This window comes from Candidatus Arcticimaribacter forsetii, assembly GCF_910589745.1.
In the GTDB taxonomy this organism is placed as follows: domain Bacteria; phylum Bacteroidota; class Bacteroidia; order Flavobacteriales; family Flavobacteriaceae; genus Arcticimaribacter; species Arcticimaribacter forsetii.
Genome location: NZ_OU342399.1, coordinates 1403006 through 1427702, shown reverse-complemented (window position 1 = coordinate 1427702; position 24697 = coordinate 1403006). Strand labels below are relative to the sequence as shown.

Genomic DNA, 24697 nt, shown 5'->3' with positions numbered 1-24697 from the left:
ATTTTTATTGAAAATATGAAATTTAAAGAGATTATGCGTTTTTTTAGTTCAATAGTTGTTGATTTTTTATAATATAGTCTGAATTTGTAAGAATATTAAAATTATGAATATTGAAGTTTGTGTTACTAGTTTTGAAGATGCTTTAAAAGCACAATTTCTAGGAGCAGATCGAGTTGAAGTATGTACAGAATTGTCTGTTGGGGGGGTAACACCATCCCTAGGTTTGATAGAGCAGATTCTTGCTGAACTTAAAATTCCAATTCATGTTTTAATTCGACCACGAAGTGGCGATTTCAATTACACTTCAAAAGAATACGATCTTATTTTAAAAGATATGCATCGTTTTAAAGAAATTGGAGTTACTGGTTTAGTGGTTGGTATAACCGATTCTAATCATAATCTACCGCTAGGTAAGTTAAAAGAAATACGATCTGTTGCTGGGTCAACTTCTTTAACTTTTCATCGTGCTTTTGATGTGGTTAAAAATCCATTAGAGGCTCTAGAACAGCTAATTGATGTTGGTTTCAATACAATTTTGACAGCTGGTCAAAAAGAACATGCTGCGGATGGATTTGAATTGCTTAAACAATTGAAATTATTGTCTAATGGAGCTCTAGATATTATGCCAGGGGGTGGAATAAGCCATTTAAATTGTGCCCTTTTTACATATCCAAAATTTGATTGGATTCATCTTTCAGCCAAAAAAGAGATTCCAAAAGATTTTATAAAGGTTATAGAGTTATCTTTTTTAAAACAGACTCAATATCAGTTGGATGATGAGAAATTAAAAAAAATAATTAGTCATTGTAAATAATTTATAGTTAAAAATTTAAATCAAATGAAATACATAAGCTTACTTTTTTTTTTACTTCATTTTTGTGATTTAAGTTCACAAAATTTTGATTTATACGAACATGAGTTTTTTGTTTTTAAAAAAGATACTCTTAAATATAGACTTTTAAAACCCTTGAATTATAACCCTAATCAACAATACCCTGTTCATCTGTTTTTGCATGGCTCTGGAGAAAGAGGTGCTGATAATATTTCACAGCTTAAGCATGGAGGAGCACTTTTTTTAGAACCTGAAAACAGAGTGAAATATAATTCCTGGGTACTTTTCCCACAATGTCCAGAAAATGATAGATGGCCTAACTTAAAATCTGACTCTTGGGATATAACGTTTCCTGATGAACCTTCTGAACCAAATAAAAATTTGGGATTAGTCATCCTTTTAATGGATGAGTTCATTCAAAAGAAACAAGTTGACAAAAATAGAGTTTATGTTAGTGGTTTGTCTATGGGTGCTATGGGGACTTTTGAGATTTTATATAGGAGACCCAATATGTTTGCTGCTGCAACTCCTATTTGTGGAAATGGAAGTACAAAATTTGTTGATCAATACGCTAATAAAGTACCCTTATGGGTTTTTCATGGTTCTGATGATAAAGTTGTAAGCCCTAAAAGAACCTTGGATCTTGTAAAAGCCATAAAAAAAGCAGGAGGAAATCCTAGGATGACTATATATGAAAATATTGATCATATTAGTTGGGATTTTGCATTCGCTGAGGAAGATTTTTTGAAATGGATATATTCTAAAACGAAACAAAATGAACATTAAGCAAATTACTACGATCTTATTTTTTTTGACTGTGACCGCTAATGCTCAAGATTTAATTGGAGCTGATAATTATGATAAAATTTTGGGATTGCCTAAAATCACAATCGCAGGTAATGGAACCTTGATGGATTGGGGGAATTTAGGCATGTTTAAAGTTGAAAATGAAAAACTACAAAAAATTGAAGACCCAAATCGTGTTGTTTTTATAGGAAATTCCATTACTTCAGGTTGGAGCTCCTTTAACCAAGATTTTTTTATAAATAATCCATTTATAAACAGAGGTATTGGCGGGCAAACAACACCACAAATGCTTGTAAGATTTAGATCAGATGTCGTTAATCTTAAACCTAAAAGTGTTGTTATCTTAGCAGGTATAAATGATATCGCTCGAAATACAGGTCCAATAGCTATTGAACATATTGCTGAGAACATAATTTCTATGACAGAGATTGCAATGGCTAATGATATATCAGTTTATATTTGTTCTACACTTCCCGCAATAGACTTCCCTTGGTCTCCTGGTTTAGAACCTGCTCCCAAAGTGATGAAGCTGAATTCTATCTTAAAAAAATACTGCGAAAAGAACAAGGTGTCATATGTAGATTATTATTCATCGATGGTGGATTTAAATGGAGGATTAAAGGTACCAGAATTCACTTCAAATGATGATCTTGTTCATCCAAATTTAGCAGGTTATAAAGTAATGGAAGAAATTATTTTAAAAGCTTTAAAGTAAATTAACTCTAGTTTTATTCACCCCTATATTTGAAAAAAATATTTGCCCAAATAATTTTTGAAAGCGCATTTATGTAGGGACCTAATATTAAAAGAACAGCACAGATTGCAATAAAGGTTGCTTTAAAAGAAAATACGTTTGTAATCCAATTGGATATAATGGAAGTAGCTACCATAATAGCGACTCCTATTCCATAAGAAATGTACATGGATCCAAAATAAAAACTAGGCTCTAAGCTATAATTTAAATTACAATGTTCGCATTTTGACCTTACCTTTGTAAAGCTAGAGAAATTGTAAACAGGTTTTTCTAAGAATTTTCCTTTGTGACATTGTGGACATCGAATTGGGAGTATGCTGTTTAGTTTATTTCCTTTCTTAAATATCATAAAATTAATTTACCCAAAAATAAAACCTTTTATGATAATTTATAATATCTTTTAAAGAGATTCTTACTATATTTTTTATATTTAAAATCTTATAAAAATTAAACCAATGTCACTCGAAAATTATAGAATTAATTCCTTAGACGAGTATAGAGAGTCCCAGCAATATGCTATAAAAAACCCAGAAGAATTTTGGAAAGACATTGCAAATACTTTCGAGTGGAAGACTCCGTTTGATAACGTCTTAAATTACAATTGGAATGATGTACCTTCGACCGAGTGGTTTAAAGGAGGAAAATTAAATATTACAGAAAATTGTTTAGATCGCCATGTTAAAGAAAATCCTGATAAGCTTGCTCTTATATGGGAGCCTAACGAACCTGGCGATAAATCAGTTAACTACAGCTATAAAGAATTGCTTGAAGCAGTTTGTAAGTTTGCAAACGGCTTAAAAAACCAAGGGATATCAAAAGGGGATCGAGTTTGTATTTACTTGCCGATGGTTCCAGAATTAACAATTGCAGTTCTCGCTTGTGCTCGAATTGGAGCTATTCATACCGTAGTTTTTGCAGGATTTTCTTCAGCAGCACTTGCTGCTAGAATTCAAGATTCAGGTTCTAAATGCTTAATAACAGCCGATGGAGCTTTTAGAGGTGACAAGACCGTTCCTCTGAAAGATATAGCTGATGATGCATTAAAGTCTTGCGATACAATAAAAAAATGTATTGTATTACAACGAACTTTTGAATCGATCAGCTGGAGTAATCGTATTGATGTTTGGTGGCATGACTTTGTAGATGGATTATCTACAAATTGCACCCCCGAAATTATGGATTCTGAAGATGTTTTATTTATTTTATATACCTCTGGTTCTACCGGAAAACCTAAGGGAATGGTTCATACTTGCGGAGGTTACATGGTGTATACTGCTTACAGTTTTATGAACGTATTTCAGACTGCTCCAGAAGATATTTTTTGGTGTACTGCAGATATAGGCTGGATAACAGGACATAGTTATATGGTCTACGGACCTCTTGCTTGTGGAGCAACAACGTTACATTTTGAAGGGGTTCCTTCGTATCCTAAATGGGATCGATTTTGGGAAATCTGTGAAAAACACAAAGTAAATCAGTTTTATACAGCTCCAACAGCAATTCGAGCTTTAGCGAAACATCCAACGACTCATGTAACCAACCATGATCTAAGTAGTTTAAAAACCTTAGGGTCCGTTGGTGAACCGATAAACGAAGAAGCTTGGAAATGGTATCATACCCATGTAGGAAAAAATAAACTTCCTATTGTAGATACCTGGTGGCAAACGGAAACAGGAGGTATTTTAATTTCAAATTTATCTGGGGTGACTCCACACAAACCTACTTATGCAACGCTTCCTTTACCTGGAATTCAAGCGGCTTTGGTTAATGATAAAGGAGTACCACAAATGGAAAAGCAAGCAGAGGGTATATTGACTGTTAATTATCCTTGGCCATCTATTGCACGAACTATTTGGCAAGATCATGATCGTTATCAAGAGGTTTATTTTTCTGCTTTTCCGGGTCGATATTTCCCTGGAGATGGTGCTCTAAGAGATGAAGATGGGAACTACAGAATAACAGGAAGAGTTGATGATGTTGTTATTGTATCAGGGCATAATTTAGGAACTGCACCAATTGAAAACATTATAAACGAACACCCTGAAGTTGTAGAAAGTGCTGTAGTTGGATATCCTCATGACTTAAAGGGGAATGCTTTAATTGCCTATATAATTCTGTATCAAAATACTGAGAATACCGAGAATTTAATAAAGGAAATAAGACAATTAATTTCGGATACAATCGGACCCATTGCAAAGCCAGACCGAATTGTGGTTGTTAGTGGATTGCCAAAAACTAGAAGTGGAAAAATAATGAGAAGAATATTGAGAAAATTAGCCTCCTATGAATTTGATCAATTAGGAGATGTTTCAACTTTGTTAAATCCTGAAATAGTTGAGGAAATAAAAACAACACTTATTAATTGAAAAATATAATAACCGCACCAAGTGCAGTGAAAAATAATATGATTTTACGATAAGTATTTTCTTTTATTTTCTTGACTAAATTAATTCCAACTAGAAGACCCAATAACAAAACAGGAATTAGTGTTAAACTAATTTTAATTGAATTTAAGTTAATGGTTTCCCAGACTAAAATGTGAAAGGGTAGTTTAAAAATGTTTATTATGAAAAACAACCATGCTGCTGTTCCTATAAATTCATTTTTAGGAAGTTTTTGAGCTAGAAAATATATGTTCGCAAATGCACCGGCTAAATTACCTATCATGGTTGTAAAACCAGCTGTAATTCCGAGTAAACCAGCAAAACTCCAATGGGTAGGTACTTTTTTGTTTTTCTGTAAATCCCAATAGTACATAACAATAACAGAAATTAGAATGATAATAGCCATCCCAATTCGAAAACTTTCCTCGTTTATACTATATCCATAAAACACTCCTAATAATACTCCAGCCATGGTCCACGGGATCATCTTCAGTATATAGGACCATTGAGTAAAACGATTGTAATACACAATAGCAAAAATATCTCCAACAATAAGTAAAGGCATAATTATCCCTGTTGATGCTCTAGCTCCATAGCTAATAACGAGAAGTGTTACAATAAGAGCAGCAATTCCTTTAATACCGGATTTAGAAATTCCCAGAAACATAGCGGCAATAGCAGCTAGGTAAAAACTTGGGTGTGAGATGATTTCTGAAAAAGAGGAAGTTTCGATACTTATTTTTTTTTCAAAATTAGGTTTTTATATTGGTTTTATAAGGATAAAATATAGCGGGTTATTTTAAGTCTGCTTTGTATTTTTGACCATCTTTGCAAAAATTTTTTGCTTGAAAAATCTATCAGAGGCTATTCGGTTTATGTTGCTAAGTACTTTAGCATTTGCATTAATGAATGCTATAATCAAAGAACTCAATCATTATTCGCCTTTTCAGCTGGTTTTTTTTAGATCTATCGGGTCCTTGTTTTTCACTACTATTTTCCTGAAATACAATAAGATATCATTTAGAGGGAATAAAATGCCATTACTTATTTATAGAGGGCTGGTTGGAGTGACTTCTATGATTTTATTCTTTGCTTCGGTTCAATTTATTTCAGTGGGTTCTGCTGTAACCCTTCGTTATGTAGCTCCATTATTTGCAGCCATATTAGCTGTTATTTTTCTTAAAGAAAAAATACTCCCTTTACAGTGGTTTTTTTTTATCATTGCTTTTATTGGAGTAGTTTTAATCAAAGATTTTGATTCTACTTCTTCAAAAGTAGGAGTCGCTTTTGCGATTGGTGCTGCTTTTTTTAGTTCCATAGTTTATATATTAATTAGTAAAATTGGACACCAAGACCATCCTGTAATTGTAGTACATTATTTCATGGGGATAGCTACGATAGTAGGAGGAATAGGAACCTTATTTTATTGGATTAAACCAGTAGATTTAGTCGATTGGATGTTGTTATTTTCTCTAGGAATTTTCGGGTATTTTGGTCAGTTATTCATGACTAAAGCTTTTCAGTTTGGACAAGCGTATATGATTGCTCCTTTTAAGTATGTAGAGGTAGTATTTACACTCTCTTTAGGTATTTTCTATTTTCAAGAAGTGTATACTTTTTGGAATTTATTAGGGACAGCACTTGTAATTGTTAGCCTTTCATTAAACGTTATTTATAAGAGTCGTAAGGGTTAGTCAGTTTTTTAGAATATTTTGCTTACCTTAAACTTCAAATTTTAAGCTTTTTGACATGAAAGATTTGAAATACTTATTTGCTTACAGTATCCCTTTATCGACTCTTTTGTCCATATACTTTCTAGGGATATATTCTTACGGATCTGTATTTTATGCATTTATAGTCATCCCTTTGTTAGAGGTTTTAGTTCAAAGTCCGGAACATGAGTTAGCAGAAGATGATAAGTCTAGCCGACTTAAAAACATCCTTTTTGACGTTATGTTGTACGGGAATCTTCCTCTTGTTTTTGGAATTTTAGGGTATGGGTTTTATGTTATCTCTTTAGGAGAATTAACTACCTCAGAGCAAATAGGTTTAGTTCTTTCCTTGGGGATTTTATTAGCAACCAATGGAATAAATGTTGCTCATGAATTAGGGCACAGAAAAACAAGAATTGAACAAACAATGTCAAAGCTTTTGCTGATGCCATGTTTGTATATGCATTTTTATTTAGAGCATAATTTTGGACATCATAAGAAAGTTGCAACCTCTGAAGATCCAGCAACTTCTCGTTACAATCAGGTCTTATATCATTTTTGGGTCACTTCGGTTATAAGGCAATACTTTAGTGCTTGGAATATTCAGATTCATTTATTAAAATCTGCAAACAAATCATTTTTGTCTTTGAAAAACGAAATGATTTTCTATATTTTATTTCAAGGATTGTATTTAGCTTCATTGTACTTCTTATTTGGTTTTGAAACTATGCTTTTTGGTATATCAGTTGGTGTGCTTTCCTTTCTTTTTCTTGAGACCATCAACTATATAGAGCATTATGGGCTTTTGAGAAGTAAAACAGGATCAGGACGTTATGAGCGAGTTCAAACGATACATTCTTGGAACTCTAATCATCTAATTGGTAGAATAGTTTTGTACGAGCTAACCCGACACAGTGACCATCATTACAAGGCGTCCAAGAAGTATCAAGTTTTAGAACACAAACGGGAAAGTCCTCAACTTCCTTTTGGTTATCCTACGAGTATTTTAATTGCACTGGTTCCTCCGTTGTGGTTTAAGTTGATGAACCCTAGAGTTCCTAGGACGATGCTTCCACAGTAGCTGAATTTTTATAAGAAAATTCTTTTTCAAACTCAATAACCTTTTCTACCATTTTAGGAGATCCACAAACAAAAGGAGCCCTCTGATGGAGTTCTTCAGGTTTTAATTCTAATATTCTGTTTTTACCATCCGTTGCAATACCTCCAGCTTGTTCCGTCAAAAAAGCTATGGGATTACATTCATATAAAAGGCGGAGTTTTCCAAACGTGTTTTTACTTGATTTAGGGTATAGATAAATTCCACCTTTTATCAAATTTCTATGAAAATCTGAAACTAAAGACCCAATGTAGCGTGCTGTATATGGACGATCTCCAGAGTTTTCTTGACAATATTTTATGTATTTTTTAATTCCCTCTGAGAAGTAATTATAATTTCCTTCGTTTATGGAGTAAATAGCTCCCGATTCAGGGAATCTCATGTTTGGATGAGAAAGATAAAAGGTTCCTAAAGATGGATTTAATGTAAACCCGTTTACTCCGTGACCAGTAGAGTATACTAGCATAGTTGAGGTTCCGTAAACAATGTATCCTGCGGCAACTTGTTCGGTTCCTTTTTGAAGAAAATCATCTATAGTAACCGGGCTTCCTGTTGGAGTTTTTCTTCTATATACAGAAAAAATAGTACCAACAGAAACATTTACATCAATATTACTAGACCCATCAAGAGGGTCAATTAGTACAACATATTTATTCTCGTTGTTGTTTTCCGCACCGTTGATGCTTACAAAATCATCTTCTTCCTCAGAGGCTAAACCACAAATAATTTCTCTGTTAGTAAGGGCTTTTATAAAAACGTCATTTGCAAATACATCCAGTTTTTGTTGTGACTCCCCAGAATGATTTAACTCTCCCCCTTGTCCAACAATATCAACTAGACCAGCCTGATTTACTTTGTGATTAACAACTTTTGCTGCAAGACGAATCGCATTTATTAACCTTGAAAGCTCTCCGGTAGAATAAACAAATTCTTTTTGATTTTCAATAATAAATTCACCTAGGGTTTGAAATTTTGGCTGTTTCATTCTTTGATATTATGAAGTTGATATATTTTTGGTAAATATAACCTCTAATAAAATCAAAACATTCTAAAGATATTTCTATTTAGAGATATTTATTATAATTCCAATAACACCATTGTTTTCTTATATATTTATCAATAAATCTTATAAAATTGTTGTTAGTCAACTTTATGTTTCACTAAATTAGCCCTTTAATTATTAGCCTGTTTCCTGAATAAAGAAATCAGGTTATTAACCACAGAAAAATAAACTTATGTCACAAAAGATTGAACACGTTAAATGTCTAATAATAGGCTCTGGACCAGCAGGTTATACAGCAGCAATTTATGCGGCACGTGCAAATATGTTTCCTGTTTTATATCAAGGTTCTCAGCCAGGTGGTCAACTGACTACTACGAATGAAGTAGAGAATTTTCCTGGATATCCAAATGGAATAACTGGACCCGCAATGATGATCGAATTACAAGAACAAGCGCAACGCTTTGGGACAGACGTAAGAGACGGTTGGATTACTAAAGTAGATTTTTCTGAAGAAGTTCATAAAGTTTGGGTAAATGAAACTACTGAAATCCATGCTGATACAATCATTATTTCAACGGGTGCCTCTGCAAAATATTTAGGATTAGATTCTGAACAAAAATATTTAAAACTTGGTGGAGGAGTATCTGCATGTGCAGTCTGTGATGGTTTTTTCTATCGTAACCAAGAGGTTGTAATTGTAGGTGCTGGAGATTCTGCTTGTGAAGAAGCGCATTATCTTTCAAAGCTTTGTACTAAAGTAACTATGTTAGTTCGTAGGGATGAGTTTAGAGCTTCTAAAATCATGGCAAAGCGTGTACAGAATACAGAAAATATTGAAATTTTATTTAATACCGAAACAGAGGAAGTTCTTGGAGATGGTCAAGTAGTTACTGGAGTTCGTGCTAAGAACAATAGGACAGCTGAGGTTATAGAAATTCCTGCAACTGGATTTTTTGTAGCGATCGGACACGAGCCTAATACTAAAATATTTGCTGATTATCTCAAGTTAGATGAAACAGGTTATATCATAAACACTCCAGGTAGTTCTAAGACAAATTTAGACGGAGTTTTTGTATCGGGTGATGCTGCAGACCACGTATACCGTCAGGCAATTACAGCAGCGGGTACTGGATGTATGGCAGCTCTTGATGCAGAACGTTATTTAGCTGCAAAAGAATAGCTTAAAGATATTTACCGGAAAAGTAGAGGAGGGGTTGTTTTTCTTCATTTCTCCCTAATTTTTCAACACTACACAAAGCCATATGATGATCTCCTGTTGGAATGATTTGTATGGCTTTTGTAATATACCAACCCAATGCGTTTTTGATTAGTGGGAAACCATTGTTTTCTTCTAGTTCTATAGGTAAGTTTGGATCTGGATAGCCTGCAAAATGGTTGCTTACATTTTCCTGGTCGGAAGCTAAAATACTAATACCAATGGTTGCTCCCTCGGTAAGTTGTTTCATGAGTTTAGCATTATTGTCTACATAAAAGGAAACCAGAGGAGGGTCTAAAGAAACAGAAACAAAAGAACTAGCAGTCATCCCAACAACTCCTCCTTCTTTATCTCGAGTTGTTATTACTGTTACTCCAGTTGCAAAACTTCCTGCAACTTTTTTAAGATCTATTTTATTTAATTTCATTTTCTTCTGCATGTTCGCTTTCCAAATACATTTTGGTGACAAAGATAGTTATAAAAGAGGATTGTTATTAATTATAATGAAAGGTATGCACTCCATTAATTAATTTAAGCAGATATTAAAACAGATTAATTATTGAATAAAAAAAGGCTCAACATAAATGTAAAGCCTTTTTTTAATGTAGCGAGAGGGGGGCACGATCCCCCGACCTCCGGGTTATGAATCCGACGCTCTAACCAACTGAGCTACCTCGCCAAAATTACGATTGCAAATATAAAAAAATAGAATTTAATCTATTCGTTTTTTATCTCTAAAAAACTCTTTATTTTTTACTAACATTTTTATATATTTTCAATATATTGGTGGTAAATAAATTTTAAATGACAACTAAAACCCTATTCACTATAGAATTTGACTTCCAGTCTTCCCCTCAATTATTGTTTCAATATCTCTCAACTCCCTCAGGCTTATCTGAATGGTTCTCGGATAATGTAAATTCTAGGGGTGAAGATTATACATTTATCTGGGGTGATGCAGAAGAATACGCTAAGCTTATACAGAAAAAAAACAATGAAAAAGTTAGATTTCGTTGGATGAATGACGAGGAGGATCAAGACGATTGCTATTTTGAATTTAAAATTGTTGTCGATGAGATTACAAAAGATGTTTCTTTAAACATTACTGATTTTGCTGAAGAGGATGAATTAGAGGAAGCAAAAATGCTTTGGAATAATTTAGTTTCTAGTTTAAAACAGGTTCTGGGATCAGTTTAAAAGCCTATGATTGTATGTAATGGTAGTGTTTATTCACATATTAACTCGCTTCCAGAGGCTGAGTTAAATGGATTAATAAACAACGGTGTTTCTATTGAAGAAACAATTCGAGTAGAAGCGGGTAAACTTAAGTTTTGGGAGTTACATTATTTTAGGATGATGGCTTCAATGAGAATTCTTAGAATGGGGATACCCATGAATTTTACAATGGAATATTTAGAAGAACAGATTCATTCTGTCCTTAATTCAAATAATCTATCATCTGATTCATCTTTGGTTTCACTTTCTTTTTTCTCTGCGGATCAACCCACAAGAGAAAACTCTATAGTTTCAACTTCTTTTTTGATTAAAGCTAAAGCTTCTTCTATACCCTCCACTCTTAAAATTGGAACGCGTAGTATAGAACTATATAAAGACCATTGGATTACAAAAGGATTGTATGGAACTTTGGAATCTTCAAACAAACGTCTTCGAACGCTTGCTTCTGTTTTTGCATTCGAAAATAATTTTGAGGATTTAATCCTTATCAATGAAGATAAACAGGTTACGGAAACATTAGAAGGAGCTATTTTTTCAGTAAAAGGAGATCAGATCAAAACAGCTCCAATAACGAGTGGTTGCAGATCTTCTGTATATCGACAACTTATTATTGATATCATAGAAAAAACGGATGGGATGGATTTTGAGGAGGGACCAATTTCTCCATTTGATTTACAAAAATCAGATGAACTGTTTGTAGTCAGTGTAGAACATGGAATAAAATCGGTGAAACAATACCGTAAGAAAATATTTACTCCTTCGAAAGCGGAGTTTTTATTTTCCAAATTTATTACTAGCTATCGTTTAAGTTAGTTGTGGCTGGGGTTTTCGGGTGCGTTGCCCCAAATTAAATATTCCCCACCTAAGGAGGTAATTTGTTTGCTCCAAAGTGTTTTAGAGTCTACGCTAATTAATTTATTACCTATAAAATTATCTTTTATAATCCAAGAATTTAATTCAACCTCGTTTTTAAGTTGATTTTCTCCCCATCCAGAATATCCAAGGAAGAAACGAATATTTTCTTCATTAATAGAACCTTCATTCAGCAGTTCAATTACTTTTTCAAAATCTCCTCCCCAATACAATTCATCATTTATTTTAATGCTATCGGAGATAAGTTTTGGTGTATTGTGAATAAAATAGAGGTTGTCAGGTTCTACAGGACCACCGTAATGAATTTGTATTGGATTTTTTATTTCAGGTAGAATATCGTTTAATAGAAAATCAAATGGCTTGTTCAGAATAAATCCCAGAGAGGCATTGGATTTGTGATTAGCGAGTAAAATTACTGACCTATGAAAGTTTGCATCTCCATATATAGAAGGCTCTGCTACCAATAATTTCCCTTGATTTATTTCCATCGTATCATTAAATTAGGAATTATTTCTCAAAATATTTGAATTTGAAGCAAAAAAAATCTCCCGAAGGAGATTTTGTATTTGTAAATGGTTGTAAAATTAGTTTACAGATCCAGATAATTCAGCACCAGCTTTAAATTTCACAACATTTTTAGCTGCGATTTTAATTGTAGCACCTGTTTGTGGATTTCTTCCATCACGAGCAGCTCTAGCAGATACAGACCAAGATCCGAATCCAACTAATGATACGCGTCCACCACCTTTAAGTGTACCTTGGATGTTTCCAAGAAAAGATTCAAGAGCTTTTTTTGAAGCTGCTTTAGAGATGCCAGCATCAGCTGCCATTGCGTCGATTAATTCTGTTTTGTTCATAGTGTGAATTTTTAAATTAATAATGTATACAAACAAATATATAGTGTTTACTGGAAGTCCCAAGGATTTTGCTAAAAAAAACATGATTTTGTTAATAAATATCCTTTTTTGTTGATAATCCTAGTATTTATAAGACTTTAGAGCCTGTTTTAAAGCTAAAACCATTTAATAATGCCCTACTTTCCATTCTTTTTTTATTGGGTAACTGTAATTCTTCAATAACTAATACTCCTTGTTTATGCGCAATTTTGATGTTTTTGTCCTCTATATAGATCGTGCCACTTTCTTTTTGAGGATCCTCTTTTAGTATTTTTGCTTTGAATATCTTAATCTTTAGAGTTTCATCTCCATTTTGAATACCCATCCAAGCAACAGGATATGGATTCAGTCCTCTAATTAGACCATCTATTTTTGAAAGAGAATAATTCCAATCAATTTTGGTGTTTTCTTTATTAAGTTTAGGAGCTTCTTTTTCATTACCGTTAAGGGTTTGAGGAATAGGAGTAGGGCTAGATTTAATGTAGTCTATTGTCTTTAATATAACCGAAGCACCCAGCGGAGCTAATTTGTCGTGAAGTGTGCCTACAGTCTCGTTTTTATCTATTTGAATTGTTTCTTTCAATAATATTGCACCAGTATCTATTTTATCATCGATGAAAAAAGTGGTAACTCCAGTTTCTTTTTCATTATTTATAATGGCCCAATTAATTGGTGCTGCCCCTCTGTAATTGGGTAAAAGGGAGGCATGTAGATTAAAGGTCCCGTGTTTAGGTAAACTCCATACTATTTTTGGAAGCATTCTAAAAGCTACTACCACGAAAACATCTGCCTCAAGTTCATTTAATTCATCTATAAAGCCAGGATCTTTTAGGTTTTCTGGTTGTAATAAATTTAGATTTTTGGATTCGGCATATTCTTTAACAGCGGATTGTCTTAATTTCTTCCCTCTTCCAGCAGGTTTATCTACACTAGTTACAACTCCGACAACTTGGTTTTTCGATTCGTTTAAAGCTTTAAGTGCATAAACTGCAAATTGAGGGGTTCCCATAAAAACAATTCTCATATTATGAATAGATTTTTAGTTTGTTATCTTTAGTTAATAGTATTTTTTTGTTTTCTAATAAAATCCGCACCGATTCTCCAATGTCAAAGGTACTATAATCTGATATTGATAGATCAAGTTCTTTTAGGCTAATAAGGTTTTCCTTTATATGTTCCAGTATTAATTCAGATAATAGTTTGTGGTCTATTGTGTTAGTTTGTGAGCATTCTAACGCATTACATTTCATACATTTTTGAGTATTCTTTTCACCAAAATAATTCAATATCTGCTTTTGTTTACAAGCTTTAGTTGAATAGGCGAACTCGATAATAGCTTCTACCTTTTCTTTTTTAACGTTTTGGTTTTGCTCAAGTCTTTGTAGTAAAGGAGCAAGAGTGTATTGGTCTTCTCTTGGAACAAGCCACTGAATTTGAATATCTGTTTGTGCATAGTTAAGTTCTATGTTGCCCTCACTATGCCATTGCTTTAATGCACTTATTATAGATTTGAAAGGTAGATTTGTTAAACGAACAATATGATCGAGATCTAATTCCACGGTATCATTAAATATATTATGATAGTTTCTAATGATATGCTGAAAAATTTGTGTGGTCTCGTTTTGAGACTTCAGTAGTTCTAAAGTTTGATTTTGATTAAGCAGAAAAGTAGTCATTGCTCTTTGCTTACTGAACTGAATTAAGTTAAAAACCCCTTCTTGTTCTAAATAGTTTAAGGTGGTTAAAGTTTTTTTTGGATTTAAATTATATGTTTTACAGAATTCTTTTAATGACAAATTATTAATTAGATCATTTCCTTCACCATAGGCTATGTTTAAATAGTTACATAAGTTTTTATAGCATGTTTTTATGAATTTTTTGTCGGGTAAGGATTGTAAAAACTGTTCTCTTGTTCTTTTTTTGTCACTTGCTTGAAAAAGTAAATAGGCATTTGCATTGTTACCGTCTCTTCCTGCTCTTCCAATTTCTTGATAATAATTTTCAATGCTAGAAGGGAGGTTTAAGTGAATAACAGTTCGGACATCGCTTTTGTCAACTCCCATTCCAAAAGCATTTGTAGCGACCATTATTTTTGTTTTCTCACTCAGCCAATTTTGAAGCAATTCTTTACGCTCGCTGGTTGTCCTTCCCCCATGATAATAAGCACAAGAGATAGAATTCTGCTCTAATATTTTCACAACTTGTTCCGTAGTTTTTCTACTGCCGCAATAAATTATTCCAGAATCAGGATTACCTGATAAAATCTTGATTAATGTCCCAAATTTGTCTTCAGTTGAAATCGAATTAATTCTGATGTTTGGACGTACAAAGGATTCTTGAAAAAGACAGCTATCCTTTAGATTTAAACTTTTGATTATATCTGATAAAACTATAGGTGTAGCTGTAGCTGTAACTGCAAGTATAGCGATATCAGGTAATAAATCTCTTAGTTTGTTTATTTGTTTAAAAGCAGGTCTAAAATCATTACCCCATTCAGAGATGCAATGCGCTTCATCAACTGCAATTCTATTAATTTTTAATTCTTTAATTCGTTGTCTAAATTCCTTTGAAAGAACTTTTTCTGGAGAGCAATACATCAATTTGAAATCTCCATATTGGCAATTGTCAAGTTGGATATTCAAAGGCTGAGTATTCGTGAGCATCATACTTTTAATGCCCTTGGCATTCATTTGATCTACCTGGTCTTGCATTAAAGCAATTAGGGGGGAAATTACAAGAGTGCACCCTTCTGTTAAAAAAGCTGGTAATTGATAACACAATGATTTTCCTCCACCCGTAGGGAGTAAAGCTACTGTGTCTTTGTTTTCGAGTACCCGGTTTATAATTTCTTCTTGCTGAGATCGAAATGAATCAAAACCCCAGTATTTTTTAAGTATTTCTTTGGGGTTATTCATTTTTGTAATGTTTTAAAACAAGATTGAGTCTTTTGATTGGAGTGGTAAAGGGGAGTTCTATTATTTTTAAACCTGATTTTACGTAACTATTTTTTATCTGTTCATGAACTTTTACGGCTTCCTCAAATGTTTCCATCCGGTCATCATCTTGAACGTAAATTTTTTCTTCTGGTTTAATCAGAATAACAACATCGTATTTGAAGTTTTTAAGTTCGTTCTCCCAAGAAGAGATGGGGTTTTCTATATAGTTCAAATAAGCTACCACATCGTGCACACCACGGTCAAAAAAGATTACAGGTTCCTCAAGGTTTAAAGCTTCCTCAAATTGTTTTTTTCGAGCTTCCCAAAGGTGTCTACTGAAAGCATGAGGATCCTCTTTAAAATAATTATCTAAACCATTTTCCTTACCTAGTTTGATAAAATCTCTCGATATTTCATCGAAACAAAAAAAAGAATGTTTCTTTAATAAATTGATTAGTGTGGTTTTACCGCTTCCTGGTCCACCGCTAATTACAATTTTATATGGAGTTTTTGGTCTGATGATCTATGAGTTTATCTATTTGGACTATATTTGTGTAAAAATAGCGGTCTTAATGATTCCTAATAAAGATTCAGAAGAATTTTATTCACGTTTTCACCAACAATTAACAGATTCTCAAAAATGGCCAGGTCCTTTTTTGTTTAAATTCATAATTCGTGGAGATGCACAGAAGGTAGAACAATTAAAGAAATTGTTTGCAGGGAGTGATGCTAAATTAAAACTCAAAAACTCAAGTAAAAACACTTTTGTTAGTGTTTCTTTTTTAGCCACAATGAAAAACCCGGATCAAATTATTCAGATTTATAAATCAGCTAGCGCTATCGAGGGTATTATTACACTATAAAAGTTCAAAAATTTCAGTAATTCTTTAAAATAGATTAATTTGCAATGAATTACCTATCAATCCATCAAAACACTTCATGGAAGCACTACAGTATAACTCAGAACGTACCCCTTTAATTATTCCGGAATACGGAAGACATCTTCATATAATGGTAAATCAAATGCTTGAAACTGAAGATCGAGAGGAACGAAATAAAAAAGCAAAAGCCATTATTGGTGTCATGGGAAACTTAAATCCTCATTTAAGAGATGTACCAGATTTTCAGCATAAATTATGGGATCAACTATTTATTATGTCTGATTTTAATTTAGATGTCGATAGTCCTTTTGAAAAGCCAATTCGTGAATTACTTGAAGAGCGTCCACAACCGTTAACTTATCCTCAGAACTTTCCTAAATATCGTTTTTATGGAAACAACATTAAAAGTATGATTGATGTGGCCAGAAAATGGGAGGAAGGAGAAATGAAAGATGCACTAGTTTTTAATATTGCTAATCACATGAAAAAGTGTTTTTTAAGTTGGAATAAAGACACCGTTGACGATCAAGTAATTTTTAATCATTTAACAGAATTATCTGAAAATACCTTATCTGTTAATCCAACTCATTTACCTCTCACTTCATCCGAGGAATTTTTAAAGTCTAAACCAAAGAATGGTAATGGACCTAAAAGTAATCAGGTGTCAAAACCAAGAAAAGGAAACCGCAACAACAGAAAACGTTATTAGATCACTATGGGATCATTTATTATAAAAGGAGGGAAACAGTTAAAAGGAAATATAACTCCTCAAGGTGCTAAAAATGAAGCACTACAGATTTTATGTGCAGTTTTATTAACCCCAGAAAAAGTTACCATCAATAATATTCCCGATATAATTGATGTCAATAAATTAATACAATTACTCAGAAATTTTGGAGTTAAGGTAGAGCAAATTGCTACAGGTAGTTATTCTTTTCAGGCAGATGAAATTAATTTAGATTACTTGTCATCAGATCAATACAAAATAGACGGGAGAGGATTACGGGGTTCAATTATGCTTGTAGGACCTTTATTGGCTCGTTTTGGAAAAGGTAGCATACCTCGTCCAGGAGGTGATAAAATAGGAAGAAGACGTCTAGACACACATTTCGAGGGGTTAATTAATTTAGGGGCACGTTTTAATTACAGCAGAGAAGAACATTTCTATAGTGTGGAAGCTGAAGAGCTTACAGGTGCCTCTATGTTGTTAGATGAGGCTTCTGTTACGGGTACAGCGAATATCGTTATGGCTGCTGTTCTTGCAAAAGGAGTTACTACAATTTATAATGCTGCATGTGAACCTTATTTACAACAACTTTGTTCTATGTTGAATAGGATGGGAGCCAAGATCAGTGGCATTGGTTCTAATTTACTTACTATTGAAGGTGTTTCTGCGCTTAAGGGTACTGATCATCGTATTTTACCGGATATGGTAGAAATAGGAAGTTGGATCGGATTAGCAGCTTTAACAAGAAGTGAGCTAACAATTAAAAATGTTCAATGGGATTATTTAGGTCAAATTCCAACTGTTTTTAGAAAATTAGGATTAACCATTGAAAAACAAGGAGATGATATTCATATTCCAGCTCATACGGATGGATATGAAATTCAAAATTATATCGATGGTTCCATTCTTACGGTAGCAGACGCTCCTTGGCCCGGATTTACTCCAGATTTGCTAAGTATAGTATTGGTAGTAGCTACGCAAGCTAGAGGAAGTGTTTTGATTCATCAGAAAATGTTTGAAAGCAGGTTATTCTTTACCGATAAGTTAATCGATATGGGAGCTAAAATTATACTTTGTGATCCTCATAGAGCTTCTATTATTGGACATGGATTTGAGTCTAGTTTAAAAGCTGCTACTTTAACATCTCCTGATATCCGAGCAGGAATTTCTCTATTAATTGCTGCATTATCTGCAAAAGGAACAAGTACCATTCATAACATAGAACAGATTGATCGCGGCTATGAAAACATAGTAGAACGTTTACAAGCTATTGGGGCAAATATTGAGCGGGTATAATCTTACCTCTTAGATACTTTATTGTTGCTTATATTTCGCTGTCTACTACATCGAAATCGATCTACTTCCATTCCTCTAGATTTTCTATGTTTGGTTTTTCTTCCCTGAACTCTTGCGCGCCATAACCTAAAGCTAGTAGGTTTCATTTCGAGTCGCATAAGGGTAATTACCTCTTGTTCTTTAATGCCGAATTGATCCTTAATTGCATCGAATGGGGTACGATCTTCCCAAGCCATTTCTATGATACGGTCGAGTTCTCTTTCGTTAAAATTATATTCCTTTTTCATATTTACTGTATACTTTTCCTGTTAGCCAATGTATGACGTTTTAATATTCTTCTACTTTCTTTATAAACTAAGGGTTCTTTTTGCATATTCCAAAGAATCTCACTAGCGTATTTTCTTGTTTCATCTAATGAGACGATTGGTTCTGGATAATCTAATCCTGGAGTAAAATTATACATGGCTTGTTCAAATGGGGTAACTGACCATGGGGTATGTACAAGACTATCTGGTAATTGTTCGAGTTCGGGAATCCATTTTTTTGTAAAATCACCGGTCGGATCGTGTTCAATTCCGTTTTTTACAGGATTATATATTCGCAATGTATTAATACCAGTTTCACCCGCTTGCATCTGTAATTGTGGGAAATGAATTCCAGGTTCAAAATCTAAAAATTGTCTTGCCAAAAAACCTGAAGCTTCCTGCCAGGGTTGCCAAAGTTGATGAACGAAAAAGGAAACAACCAAAGCACGCATTCTAAAATTTAAATAACCAGTAGCTACCAAACAACGCATAGATGCATCTACTATTGGAATTCCAGTTTTTCCCTCTTCCCATGCCTTAATTTTGTTTTTATCTATGGGTTTTTTGAGTCCATGATACCCGCTGTTAACAGACACAAACTCCATTCTATATTCCATTTCGAACTTCTGTATAAAGTGTGCTTGCCATCGTAATCTAGATTCAAAAGCACGAAGACCTCTGCTTGAATTTCCATTTGCTTTTTCCAGTTCCGTTCTTTGAAGAACTTCACGCATTGATATGTTTCCAAATGCAATATAGGGTGACAGACGACTACAGCTTTTTCGGGCATGATTGGGCTTAGAAATATGTTTTTGATATAATTTGTGTCTCCCACCAAAAAAAGAATCCATGTACCTTCTTCCTTGTGTAGTTCCCCCTAATTGTACACTTTTGTTTTCAGGCGTATTAAGACTAGGTGTTTTGAACTTTTTATTTAATTCTTCTATTTCATTAACAGTGATAAAATTATCTCCAGAGGAAGGAATGGGTATTTGTACCTCGTTCATTGATTTTGTCCAATTAGAGAGCCATTTTTTTCTGTTTTTCATTCCTCTAAAAACACCCTGCTGTGTAAATTCTTTCCAAACTATATGTTGTGAATTTGTCCATTTTACCACCTCTTTATCACGTTCAAAAGTAACATGCAGACCAGTTTCTTGATGTGAATAAAGCCGATCTATTTTATAAGATTTATTTATTTCAGAAAGTACTTTTAAGAGGTCACCTTGCGTAATAAAAACTTTAGTGTCTAAAACCTCTAATGATTTATTAAGGTCAATTAGAGACTGCTTAATAAAATTAAAATGTCGTTGACTGTAATGAGGGTCTTTAGCTAAAATGTTTTCAAATACATAAATAAGTAAAACTTTCTTGTTTTCTTTTAGAGCAATATGCAATGGAGCATGGTCATGCAAACGAAGATCTCGTTTAAACCAAACAACTCCAATTGACTCTCTGTTAATATGCATCTGGGTCTTGTATAATAGCTCCTGCACGTTCTTTTATTGCTGCTAATTCCTCTACAGGAATTTTTTCTAGTAACCTCAACATCATTGACATTCGATTGTTCTTTGCAAAGTGCTGTTTTTTATCATCTAAGAAATTCCAATACAAGCTGTTAAATGGACATGCATCTTCTCCTAAGCGTTTATTTTTGTCGTAAGAACAATTGGTGCAATACGTACTCATTTTATTTATGTATGCTGCTGCAGAAACGTAGGGTTTTGTCGCTACAATTCCACCATCTGCCCACTGACTCATTCCTCTTGTGTTAGGGAGTTGAACCCACTCGATTGCATCTGCATATATACCCAAATACCATGCGTCAATTTCATTTGGATCTACCTGTGCGAGTAGAGAAAAGTTTCCTGTAATCATTAGCCTCTGAATATGATGAGCATAAGCATGATCAAGAGAATTATTTATGCTATGACTTAAACAACTCATTTTAGTTTTTCCAGTCCAATAAAAATTTGGAAGAGGGTTTTTATTGTTTAAAGCATTTAGGTTTTTGTAATTCGGCATTTCTTTCCAGTAAATACCTCTAATGTATTCTCTCCATCCAATAATCTGTCGAACAAATCCCTCTACTTGAGATAACTCAATAGCGTCTTCGTTTTTATGATAATATTCGATTACTTTTTGAACAACTTCTAAGGGATTTATTAGCTTCACATTTAAAGAGAACGATATTCTTGAGTGGAATAAGTTTTCCTCTTCCGTATGCATTGCATCTTGATAATCTCCAAAATGAATTAATAAGTTTTGACAAAAGTAATCCAGTTGTTCAAGAGCTTCCCTACGCGTGTTAGCAAACAAAAAATAATTTGCATTAAAATTTCCAAGTGTTTTAATTCCCTGAGAATCGATCATGTTTTTTATTTCTATGAGTTGATCACTTTTAGGGAGGTATGGATTGGGTATTTCAGGAGTTCCCTTCCATTTGTTTCTATTGTTTTTATCAAAATTCCATTGTCCTCCTAGAGGCTGACCTCCCTCGAGTAGAATATTAAATTGTTTTCTCATGTTTCTGTAGAAGAATTCCATGAGTAACTGTTTTTTACCTTCAAAAAAATCAGTTAAGTCATTTCGTGAGGTCATGAAATGCTCGGAATCTACAGCCGAAGTTTCTACTTTCAAAGAGGAGCTAAATTCTTTTAACTGTTTATCTAATCTGAATTCATCAGGAAGTTGATATTCAAATTTAGTTGCATTGTAATGATTTAAAACAAATTTTAGATTTTCGGACAAATGTTGTTTGTTAGACCGGTCATCTAAAGCTATGTAATGTGTTTTATGCCCTAGTTTGTTAAGTCTTTTATTAAAATTACGCATGGCTGAGAAAAAAGCAACTACCTTTTGAATATGATGTTTTACATAATCAGTTTCTTGTTTCATTTCCATGATTACATAAACAACATCTTCGTTTCTTGTTTTAAACCAAGAATGTTGTTCATTCAGCTGATCTCCTAATATTAAGCGTATAATCATTCGAACAAAGTTTGTTGGTTCCAAAGTTTTTGAAAAGAACCATTGCCATCATATCGTTCTGCCTGAGAGCGAATATTAAATTTACGGTCTCTAGGGTCGTTTCCAACTCCAGAAATGTACATCCAATTTCCATAATTGCTATGTACATCATAATCAATTAACAAAGATTCGAAATAGGCTGCACCAATGCGCCAGTCCATATATAGCTCCTTTGAGAAATATGAAGCAACATTTTGTCTCCCTCTGTTACTCATCCAGCCAGTTTTTTTAAGTTCGATCATGTTGGCGTTTACAAAAGGTTCTTTCGTTTTTCCTTCAATCCATTGATTCAGAATATTTGAATCATTTTCCCACTCATATTTTTTGTTTAAAATACCTCCTAACTGGAAAATTTTATTTTGATGCTTTAAAGAAATATATTTGAAATAATCTCTCCATATTAATTCGAAAATCAACCAATAAGTAGATTGGTTTTTTTTAATGCTTTTCTCGTATTCAACTACTTCCCAGTATATTTCTCTTGAAGAAATAGATCCGTTTGCTAACCAAGCAGATAATTTTGAACTGTAATCAATTCCTAAAAGTCCGTTACGCGTATTTTTGTAAAAGGAAAGCTTTTTTGATTCCCAGAAATAATGATTAATTCTGTTTTTAGCCTCTTTACTTCCTCCTTTAAAAGGAAATGCCGTGTTTGGATGGGTTCGTTTATTTTCAAAACCGAGTTCCTGTAGATCAGGACATCGAAATTCTTCATTAAGGTAATTAGAGCTATCTAAGGTGTTTGGACTAGGATAGCACTTTCGCACCCAGCTTTTCTTCTCACATTCTTTTCTAAACTGAGTAAATACCTCAGGTAATTGTTCTAAAGACATTGGAACATCTTCTGGATGAAATAAAAACTGATCATAATCAGAATGAAAAACAACCTCACCCTTTAGCTTAAGACATAAATCATCCTCAATTGCTATTTCCTCGGGAGTCCATTCTTTTTGAAAGTATATTGCTTTTATATTTTGGGAGGCTACATAATCTGCTATACCTTCAACTGGATTTTGGTTGTCAATAATAAGTGTAATGTTTTTCTCAGCGAGGTCTTTTTGAGCTTGAATGACAGATTCAATTAAAAACTGAGCTCTGTATGCAGAAGTTTTTTTAAACCCCCATTTGGTGTTTTTATAATGTGCTGGATCAAAACAGAAATATGCAATTACATTTTCGTATTTATTTGTGGCGTTGTAAAGCCCAAAATGATCAGTTACTCTTAAATCATTTCGAAGCCAAACTAAAGCTGTTTCTTTTATTTTTTGCATTTTTTACTACAGTAAATAACCTGTTCCCAATCTCGTTCCCATTTTTTTCTCCAGCTAAAGGGGCGAACACAAGTAGGACATATTTTAGTGGGCAGATTGTTTTTTTTCACTCCCCTCATACTCTGTTGAGGGCAGATTTGTATGTTTTTAAGCAACGTTCTCTTGCCAATTTATGATCAACAATAGGTTGTGGGTAGGTTAGCTCTTGAAAGTCAGGAACCCATTTTTGAATATATTTTTGGTCTTTATCAAATTTTTTGATTTGCTCAATAGGGTTAAAAATTCTGAAATATGGAGCGGCATCAACTCCACATCCAGCTACCCATTGCCAATTTCCAACGTTACTAGACATTTCATAATCTAGAAGTTTTTCAGCAAAATATGCTTCTCCCCAGCGCCAATCAATCAACAGGTGTTTGCATAAAAAACTTCCAACTAGCATTCGTACTCGGTTATGCATAAAACCAGTGGCGTTTAGTTCTCTCATTCCAGCATCTACAAATGGATAACCAGTTTGTCCAGCACACCATTTTTTAAATTCTTCTTCATTATTTCTCCATTGAATATTTTCATATTGGGGTTTGAAGCATTTTGTTGCAGAATGTGGAAAGTGCCATAATATTTGCATAAAAAATTCCCTCCAAATCAATTCTTTTAGGAAGGTGTTATTTTTATCCTTACTTGCTTTTAGTGCCATTTTACGTACACTAAGTGTTCCAAATCTAAGATGAGAACCAGTTCTTGAGGTTTGGTCAAGGGCAGGGAAGTTTCGAGTTGCTTCGTATTCAGAAATTATTTTTCCGTTGAACTTAAATTCAGGATAAGAAATTGAAGGTGGTTCAAATCCTAGTTCTTCAAGTGAAAGTTGAGGTTGCTTTACTTGAGCTAAATTATCTAAATGATCTTCCGACGGAAAATTTGGAATCCCTTCAGAGTTCATTCGAGCTAACCATTTTTTAGAGTAAGGAGTATAAACCTTATAAGCAGATCCGTCCTCTTTTACAACTTCTGACTTTTCGAAGATTACTTGATCTTTGTAAGTTTCGAATTTAATTCCTTTTTGAGACAATAAGGTTTCAATTTCTAGATCTCTTTTATGAGCATAAGGCTCATAATCTCGGTTTGTAATAACCTTAGAAATTTTATGTTTTTCTGTGAGATATTCAAAAACGGCTTTGGGTTTTCCGTGATACATTCCTACGTTGCACCAATTCTTTTTCATGGTATCCGAAAGGTTTACCAAAGCCGTGTGAATCATTCCTAAGCGAGCATCATTTTTGCTAGCTAATTTTTCTAATATTTCAGGGTCAAATATAAAAATTGGTAAAACTTTATCTCCCGATGATAATGCCTGGTATAATCCAGCATTGTCCTCGATTCTTAGATCTCTTCTAAACCAAAATATTGTATATTCAACCAAA

27 protein-coding genes and 1 tRNA gene are annotated in these 24697 nt (G+C 33.5%); 12 read left to right on the top strand and 16 right to left on the bottom strand.

Annotation, left to right across the window (positions count from 1 at the left end; translation table 11 throughout):
• The first annotated feature begins 103 nt into the window (after window positions 1-103).
• From NG655_RS06450 to NG655_RS06440, 3 genes are read left to right on the top strand one after another with little or no spacing between them, the layout of a single operon-like run.
• Window positions 104-814: a copper homeostasis protein CutC gene (locus tag NG655_RS06450; protein ID WP_252158514.1), complete on the top strand. Its 711-nt coding sequence runs from the start codon at window positions 104-106 to the stop codon at window positions 812-814.
• Between the two features lie 24 nt (window positions 815-838).
• Entirely contained in the window at window positions 839-1618 is a 780-nt protein-coding gene (locus tag NG655_RS06445; RefSeq protein WP_252158513.1) for a carboxylesterase family protein, read from the top strand.
• The gene (locus NG655_RS06440; RefSeq protein ID WP_252158512.1) at window positions 1608-2354 is read left to right on the top strand and encodes a GDSL-type esterase/lipase family protein; all 747 of its coding nucleotides are present in this window, start codon (window positions 1608-1610) and stop codon (window positions 2352-2354) included. Before NG655_RS06445 ends, NG655_RS06440 begins: the two co-directional genes overlap by 11 nt.
• Before the next feature lie 13 nt (window positions 2355-2367).
• On the opposite strand, the gene NG655_RS06435 is transcribed toward NG655_RS06440, so the two are convergent.
• Window positions 2368-2742: a DUF983 domain-containing protein gene (locus NG655_RS06435; protein ID WP_252158511.1), complete on the bottom strand. Its 375-nt coding sequence runs from the start codon at window positions 2740-2742 to the stop codon at window positions 2368-2370.
• Between the two features lie 106 nt (window positions 2743-2848).
• Here NG655_RS06435 and acs point away from each other — a divergent pair, with 106 nt between their 5' ends.
• Complete coding sequence (gene acs, locus NG655_RS06430) at window positions 2849-4759, top strand: acetate--CoA ligase (RefSeq protein ID WP_252158510.1); 1911 nt, start codon at window positions 2849-2851, stop codon at window positions 4757-4759.
• On the opposite strand, the gene NG655_RS06425 is transcribed toward acs, so the two are convergent.
• Window positions 4752-5444 carry a sulfite exporter TauE/SafE family protein gene (locus tag NG655_RS06425; RefSeq protein WP_252158509.1) on the bottom strand — a complete coding sequence of 231 codons (693 nt, stop codon included), beginning with the start codon at window positions 5442-5444 and terminating at the stop codon, window positions 4752-4754. The two genes, acs and NG655_RS06425, sit on opposite strands and share 8 nt — an antisense overlap.
• A 178-nt stretch (window positions 5445-5622) precedes the next feature.
• Between NG655_RS06425 and NG655_RS06420 the strand changes: the two genes are divergently transcribed.
• Both NG655_RS06420 and NG655_RS06415 read left to right on the top strand, forming a co-directional pair.
• On the top strand, window positions 5623-6471 hold the full coding sequence (locus tag NG655_RS06420) for a DMT family transporter (protein WP_252158508.1): 849 nt from the start codon (window positions 5623-5625) through the stop codon (window positions 6469-6471).
• 55 nt (window positions 6472-6526) lie between these two features.
• Entirely contained in the window at window positions 6527-7570 is a 1044-nt protein-coding gene (locus NG655_RS06415) for an alkane 1-monooxygenase (protein WP_252158507.1), read from the top strand.
• Here the strand turns inward: NG655_RS06415 and fbp are convergent.
• Window positions 7548-8591: a class 1 fructose-bisphosphatase gene (gene fbp, locus NG655_RS06410; RefSeq protein WP_252158506.1), complete on the bottom strand. Its 1044-nt coding sequence runs from the start codon at window positions 8589-8591 to the stop codon at window positions 7548-7550. The genes NG655_RS06415 and fbp overlap by 23 nt on opposite strands.
• Window positions 8592-8841: 250 nt before the next feature.
• Here fbp and trxB point away from each other — a divergent pair, with 250 nt between their 5' ends.
• Entirely contained in the window at window positions 8842-9789 is a 948-nt protein-coding gene (trxB, locus tag NG655_RS06405; protein ID WP_252158505.1) for a thioredoxin-disulfide reductase, read from the top strand.
• Between the two features lies 1 nt (window position 9790).
• Here the strand turns inward: trxB and NG655_RS06400 are convergent, their stop codons facing one another.
• Together NG655_RS06400 and NG655_RS06395 are read right to left on the bottom strand one after the other, a co-directional pair.
• Window positions 9791-10252 carry a flavin reductase family protein gene (locus tag NG655_RS06400; RefSeq protein ID WP_252158504.1) on the bottom strand — a complete coding sequence of 154 codons (462 nt, stop codon included), beginning with the start codon at window positions 10250-10252 and terminating at the stop codon, window positions 9791-9793.
• A 178-nt stretch (window positions 10253-10430) separates the two neighbouring features.
• Window positions 10431-10504 (bottom strand) — tRNA-Met (locus tag NG655_RS06395).
• Window positions 10505-10629: 125 nt separating this feature from the next.
• Here NG655_RS06395 and NG655_RS06390 point away from each other — a divergent pair.
• A complete protein-coding gene (locus NG655_RS06390; RefSeq protein WP_252158503.1) occupies window positions 10630-11022 on the top strand; it encodes an START-like domain-containing protein in 393 nt (130 codons plus the stop codon).
• 6 nt (window positions 11023-11028) lie between these two features.
• Window positions 11029-11874, top strand: a complete 846-nt coding sequence (locus NG655_RS06385; protein ID WP_252158502.1) for an aminotransferase class IV — start codon at window positions 11029-11031, stop codon at window positions 11872-11874.
• Here the strand turns inward: NG655_RS06385 and NG655_RS06380 are convergent.
• From NG655_RS06380 to NG655_RS06360, 5 genes are all read right to left on the bottom strand, one after another.
• A complete protein-coding gene (locus tag NG655_RS06380; RefSeq protein ID WP_252158501.1) occupies window positions 11871-12422 on the bottom strand; it encodes a YqgE/AlgH family protein in 552 nt (183 codons plus the stop codon). The genes NG655_RS06385 and NG655_RS06380 overlap by 4 nt on opposite strands.
• Window positions 12423-12518: 96 nt before the next feature.
• Complete coding sequence (locus NG655_RS06375; protein WP_252158500.1) at window positions 12519-12791, bottom strand: HU family DNA-binding protein; 273 nt, start codon at window positions 12789-12791, stop codon at window positions 12519-12521.
• A 127-nt stretch (window positions 12792-12918) separates the two neighbouring features.
• Complete coding sequence (fmt, locus tag NG655_RS06370; protein ID WP_336511174.1) at window positions 12919-13854, bottom strand: methionyl-tRNA formyltransferase; 936 nt, start codon at window positions 13852-13854, stop codon at window positions 12919-12921.
• A gap of 1 nt (window position 13855) precedes the next feature.
• Window positions 13856-15745 carry a RecQ family ATP-dependent DNA helicase gene (locus NG655_RS06365; RefSeq protein ID WP_252158499.1) on the bottom strand — a complete coding sequence of 630 codons (1890 nt, stop codon included), beginning with the start codon at window positions 15743-15745 and terminating at the stop codon, window positions 13856-13858.
• Entirely contained in the window at window positions 15738-16220 is a 483-nt protein-coding gene (locus tag NG655_RS06360) for an AAA family ATPase (RefSeq protein ID WP_252159093.1), read from the bottom strand. Before NG655_RS06360 ends, NG655_RS06365 begins: the two co-directional genes overlap by 8 nt.
• On the opposite strand from NG655_RS06360, the gene NG655_RS06355 reads away from it, so the two are divergent.
• The 3 genes from NG655_RS06355 to murA all read left to right on the top strand — a co-directional run bounded on the left by NG655_RS06355 (window position 16159) and on the right by murA (window position 18670).
• The gene (locus NG655_RS06355) at window positions 16159-16629 is read left to right on the top strand and encodes a DUF493 family protein (protein ID WP_252158498.1); all 471 of its coding nucleotides are present in this window, start codon (window positions 16159-16161) and stop codon (window positions 16627-16629) included. The two genes, NG655_RS06360 and NG655_RS06355, sit on opposite strands and share 62 nt — an antisense overlap.
• 76 nt (window positions 16630-16705) lie before the next feature.
• Window positions 16706-17356 (top strand): DUF4290 domain-containing protein, encoded by a 651-nt coding sequence (locus tag NG655_RS06350; RefSeq protein WP_252158497.1) that lies wholly within the window; start codon window positions 16706-16708, stop codon window positions 17354-17356.
• Between the two features lie 6 nt (window positions 17357-17362).
• Entirely contained in the window at window positions 17363-18670 is a 1308-nt protein-coding gene (gene murA / locus NG655_RS06345) for a UDP-N-acetylglucosamine 1-carboxyvinyltransferase (protein WP_252158496.1), read from the top strand.
• 2 nt (window positions 18671-18672) lie between these two features.
• Here the strand turns inward: murA and NG655_RS06340 are convergent, their stop codons facing one another.
• From NG655_RS06340 to NG655_RS06315, 6 genes are read right to left on the bottom strand one after another with little or no spacing between them, the layout of a single operon-like run.
• Entirely contained in the window at window positions 18673-18957 is a 285-nt protein-coding gene (locus NG655_RS06340) for a TIGR03643 family protein (protein ID WP_252158495.1), read from the bottom strand.
• A gap of 2 nt (window positions 18958-18959) precedes the next feature.
• On the bottom strand, window positions 18960-20444 hold the full coding sequence (locus tag NG655_RS06335; protein WP_252158494.1) for a cryptochrome/deoxyribodipyrimidine photo-lyase family protein: 1485 nt from the start codon (window positions 20442-20444) through the stop codon (window positions 18960-18962).
• Window positions 20434-21966 (bottom strand): cryptochrome/photolyase family protein, encoded by a 1533-nt coding sequence (locus tag NG655_RS06330; RefSeq protein ID WP_252158493.1) that lies wholly within the window; start codon window positions 21964-21966, stop codon window positions 20434-20436. Before NG655_RS06330 ends, NG655_RS06335 begins: the two co-directional genes overlap by 11 nt.
• Window positions 21963-23276 (bottom strand): DASH family cryptochrome, encoded by a 1314-nt coding sequence (locus tag NG655_RS06325; protein ID WP_252158492.1) that lies wholly within the window; start codon window positions 23274-23276, stop codon window positions 21963-21965. The genes NG655_RS06330 and NG655_RS06325 overlap by 4 nt, the downstream gene beginning before the upstream one ends.
• The gene (locus tag NG655_RS06320) at window positions 23264-23395 is read right to left on the bottom strand and encodes a DUF2256 domain-containing protein (RefSeq protein ID WP_252158491.1); all 132 of its coding nucleotides are present in this window, start codon (window positions 23393-23395) and stop codon (window positions 23264-23266) included. Before NG655_RS06320 ends, NG655_RS06325 begins: the two co-directional genes overlap by 13 nt.
• Complete coding sequence (locus tag NG655_RS06315; RefSeq protein WP_252158490.1) at window positions 23392-24696, bottom strand: cryptochrome/photolyase family protein; 1305 nt, start codon at window positions 24694-24696, stop codon at window positions 23392-23394. Before NG655_RS06315 ends, NG655_RS06320 begins: the two co-directional genes overlap by 4 nt.
• Window position 24697 lies beyond the last annotated feature (1 nt).

Coding starts and splice junctions, on each gene's coding strand:
- NG655_RS06320 (WP_252158491.1), bottom strand. CDS start 23,395: ATGAGGGGAGTGAAAAAAAACAATCTGCCCACTAAAATATGTCCTACT.
- NG655_RS06440 (WP_252158512.1), top strand. CDS start 1,608: ATGAACATTAAGCAAATTACTACGATCTTATTTTTTTTGACTGTGACC.
- NG655_RS06445 (WP_252158513.1), top strand. CDS start 839: ATGAAATACATAAGCTTACTTTTTTTTTTACTTCATTTTTGTGATTTA.
- fbp (WP_252158506.1), bottom strand. CDS start 8,591: ATGAAACAGCCAAAATTTCAAACCCTAGGTGAATTTATTATTGAAAAT.
- NG655_RS06325 (WP_252158492.1), bottom strand. CDS start 23,276: ATGCAAAAAATAAAAGAAACAGCTTTAGTTTGGCTTCGAAATGATTTA.
- NG655_RS06415 (WP_252158507.1), top strand. CDS start 6,527: ATGAAAGATTTGAAATACTTATTTGCTTACAGTATCCCTTTATCGACT.
- murA (WP_252158496.1), top strand. CDS start 17,363: ATGGGATCATTTATTATAAAAGGAGGGAAACAGTTAAAAGGAAATATA.
- fmt (WP_336511174.1), bottom strand. CDS start 13,854: ATGAGAATTGTTTTTATGGGAACCCCTCAATTTGCAGTTTATGCACTT.
- NG655_RS06340 (WP_252158495.1), bottom strand. CDS start 18,957: ATGAAAAAGGAATATAATTTTAACGAAAGAGAACTCGACCGTATCATA.
- NG655_RS06450 (WP_252158514.1), top strand. CDS start 104: ATGAATATTGAAGTTTGTGTTACTAGTTTTGAAGATGCTTTAAAAGCA.
- NG655_RS06365 (WP_252158499.1), bottom strand. CDS start 15,745: ATGAATAACCCCAAAGAAATACTTAAAAAATACTGGGGTTTTGATTCA.
- NG655_RS06390 (WP_252158503.1), top strand. CDS start 10,630: ATGACAACTAAAACCCTATTCACTATAGAATTTGACTTCCAGTCTTCC.
- NG655_RS06380 (WP_252158501.1), bottom strand. CDS start 12,422: ATGGAAATAAATCAAGGGAAATTATTGGTAGCAGAGCCTTCTATATAT.
- acs (WP_252158510.1), top strand. CDS start 2,849: ATGTCACTCGAAAATTATAGAATTAATTCCTTAGACGAGTATAGAGAG.
- NG655_RS06435 (WP_252158511.1), bottom strand. CDS start 2,742: ATGATATTTAAGAAAGGAAATAAACTAAACAGCATACTCCCAATTCGA.
- NG655_RS06400 (WP_252158504.1), bottom strand. CDS start 10,252: ATGAAATTAAATAAAATAGATCTTAAAAAAGTTGCAGGAAGTTTTGCA.
- NG655_RS06335 (WP_252158494.1), bottom strand. CDS start 20,444: ATGCATATTAACAGAGAGTCAATTGGAGTTGTTTGGTTTAAACGAGAT.
- NG655_RS06385 (WP_252158502.1), top strand. CDS start 11,029: ATGATTGTATGTAATGGTAGTGTTTATTCACATATTAACTCGCTTCCA.
- NG655_RS06350 (WP_252158497.1), top strand. CDS start 16,706: ATGGAAGCACTACAGTATAACTCAGAACGTACCCCTTTAATTATTCCG.
- NG655_RS06375 (WP_252158500.1), bottom strand. CDS start 12,791: ATGAACAAAACAGAATTAATCGACGCAATGGCAGCTGATGCTGGCATC.
- NG655_RS06330 (WP_252158493.1), bottom strand. CDS start 21,966: ATGATTATACGCTTAATATTAGGAGATCAGCTGAATGAACAACATTCT.
- NG655_RS06425 (WP_252158509.1), bottom strand. CDS start 5,444: ATGTTTCTGGGAATTTCTAAATCCGGTATTAAAGGAATTGCTGCTCTT.
- trxB (WP_252158505.1), top strand. CDS start 8,842: ATGTCACAAAAGATTGAACACGTTAAATGTCTAATAATAGGCTCTGGA.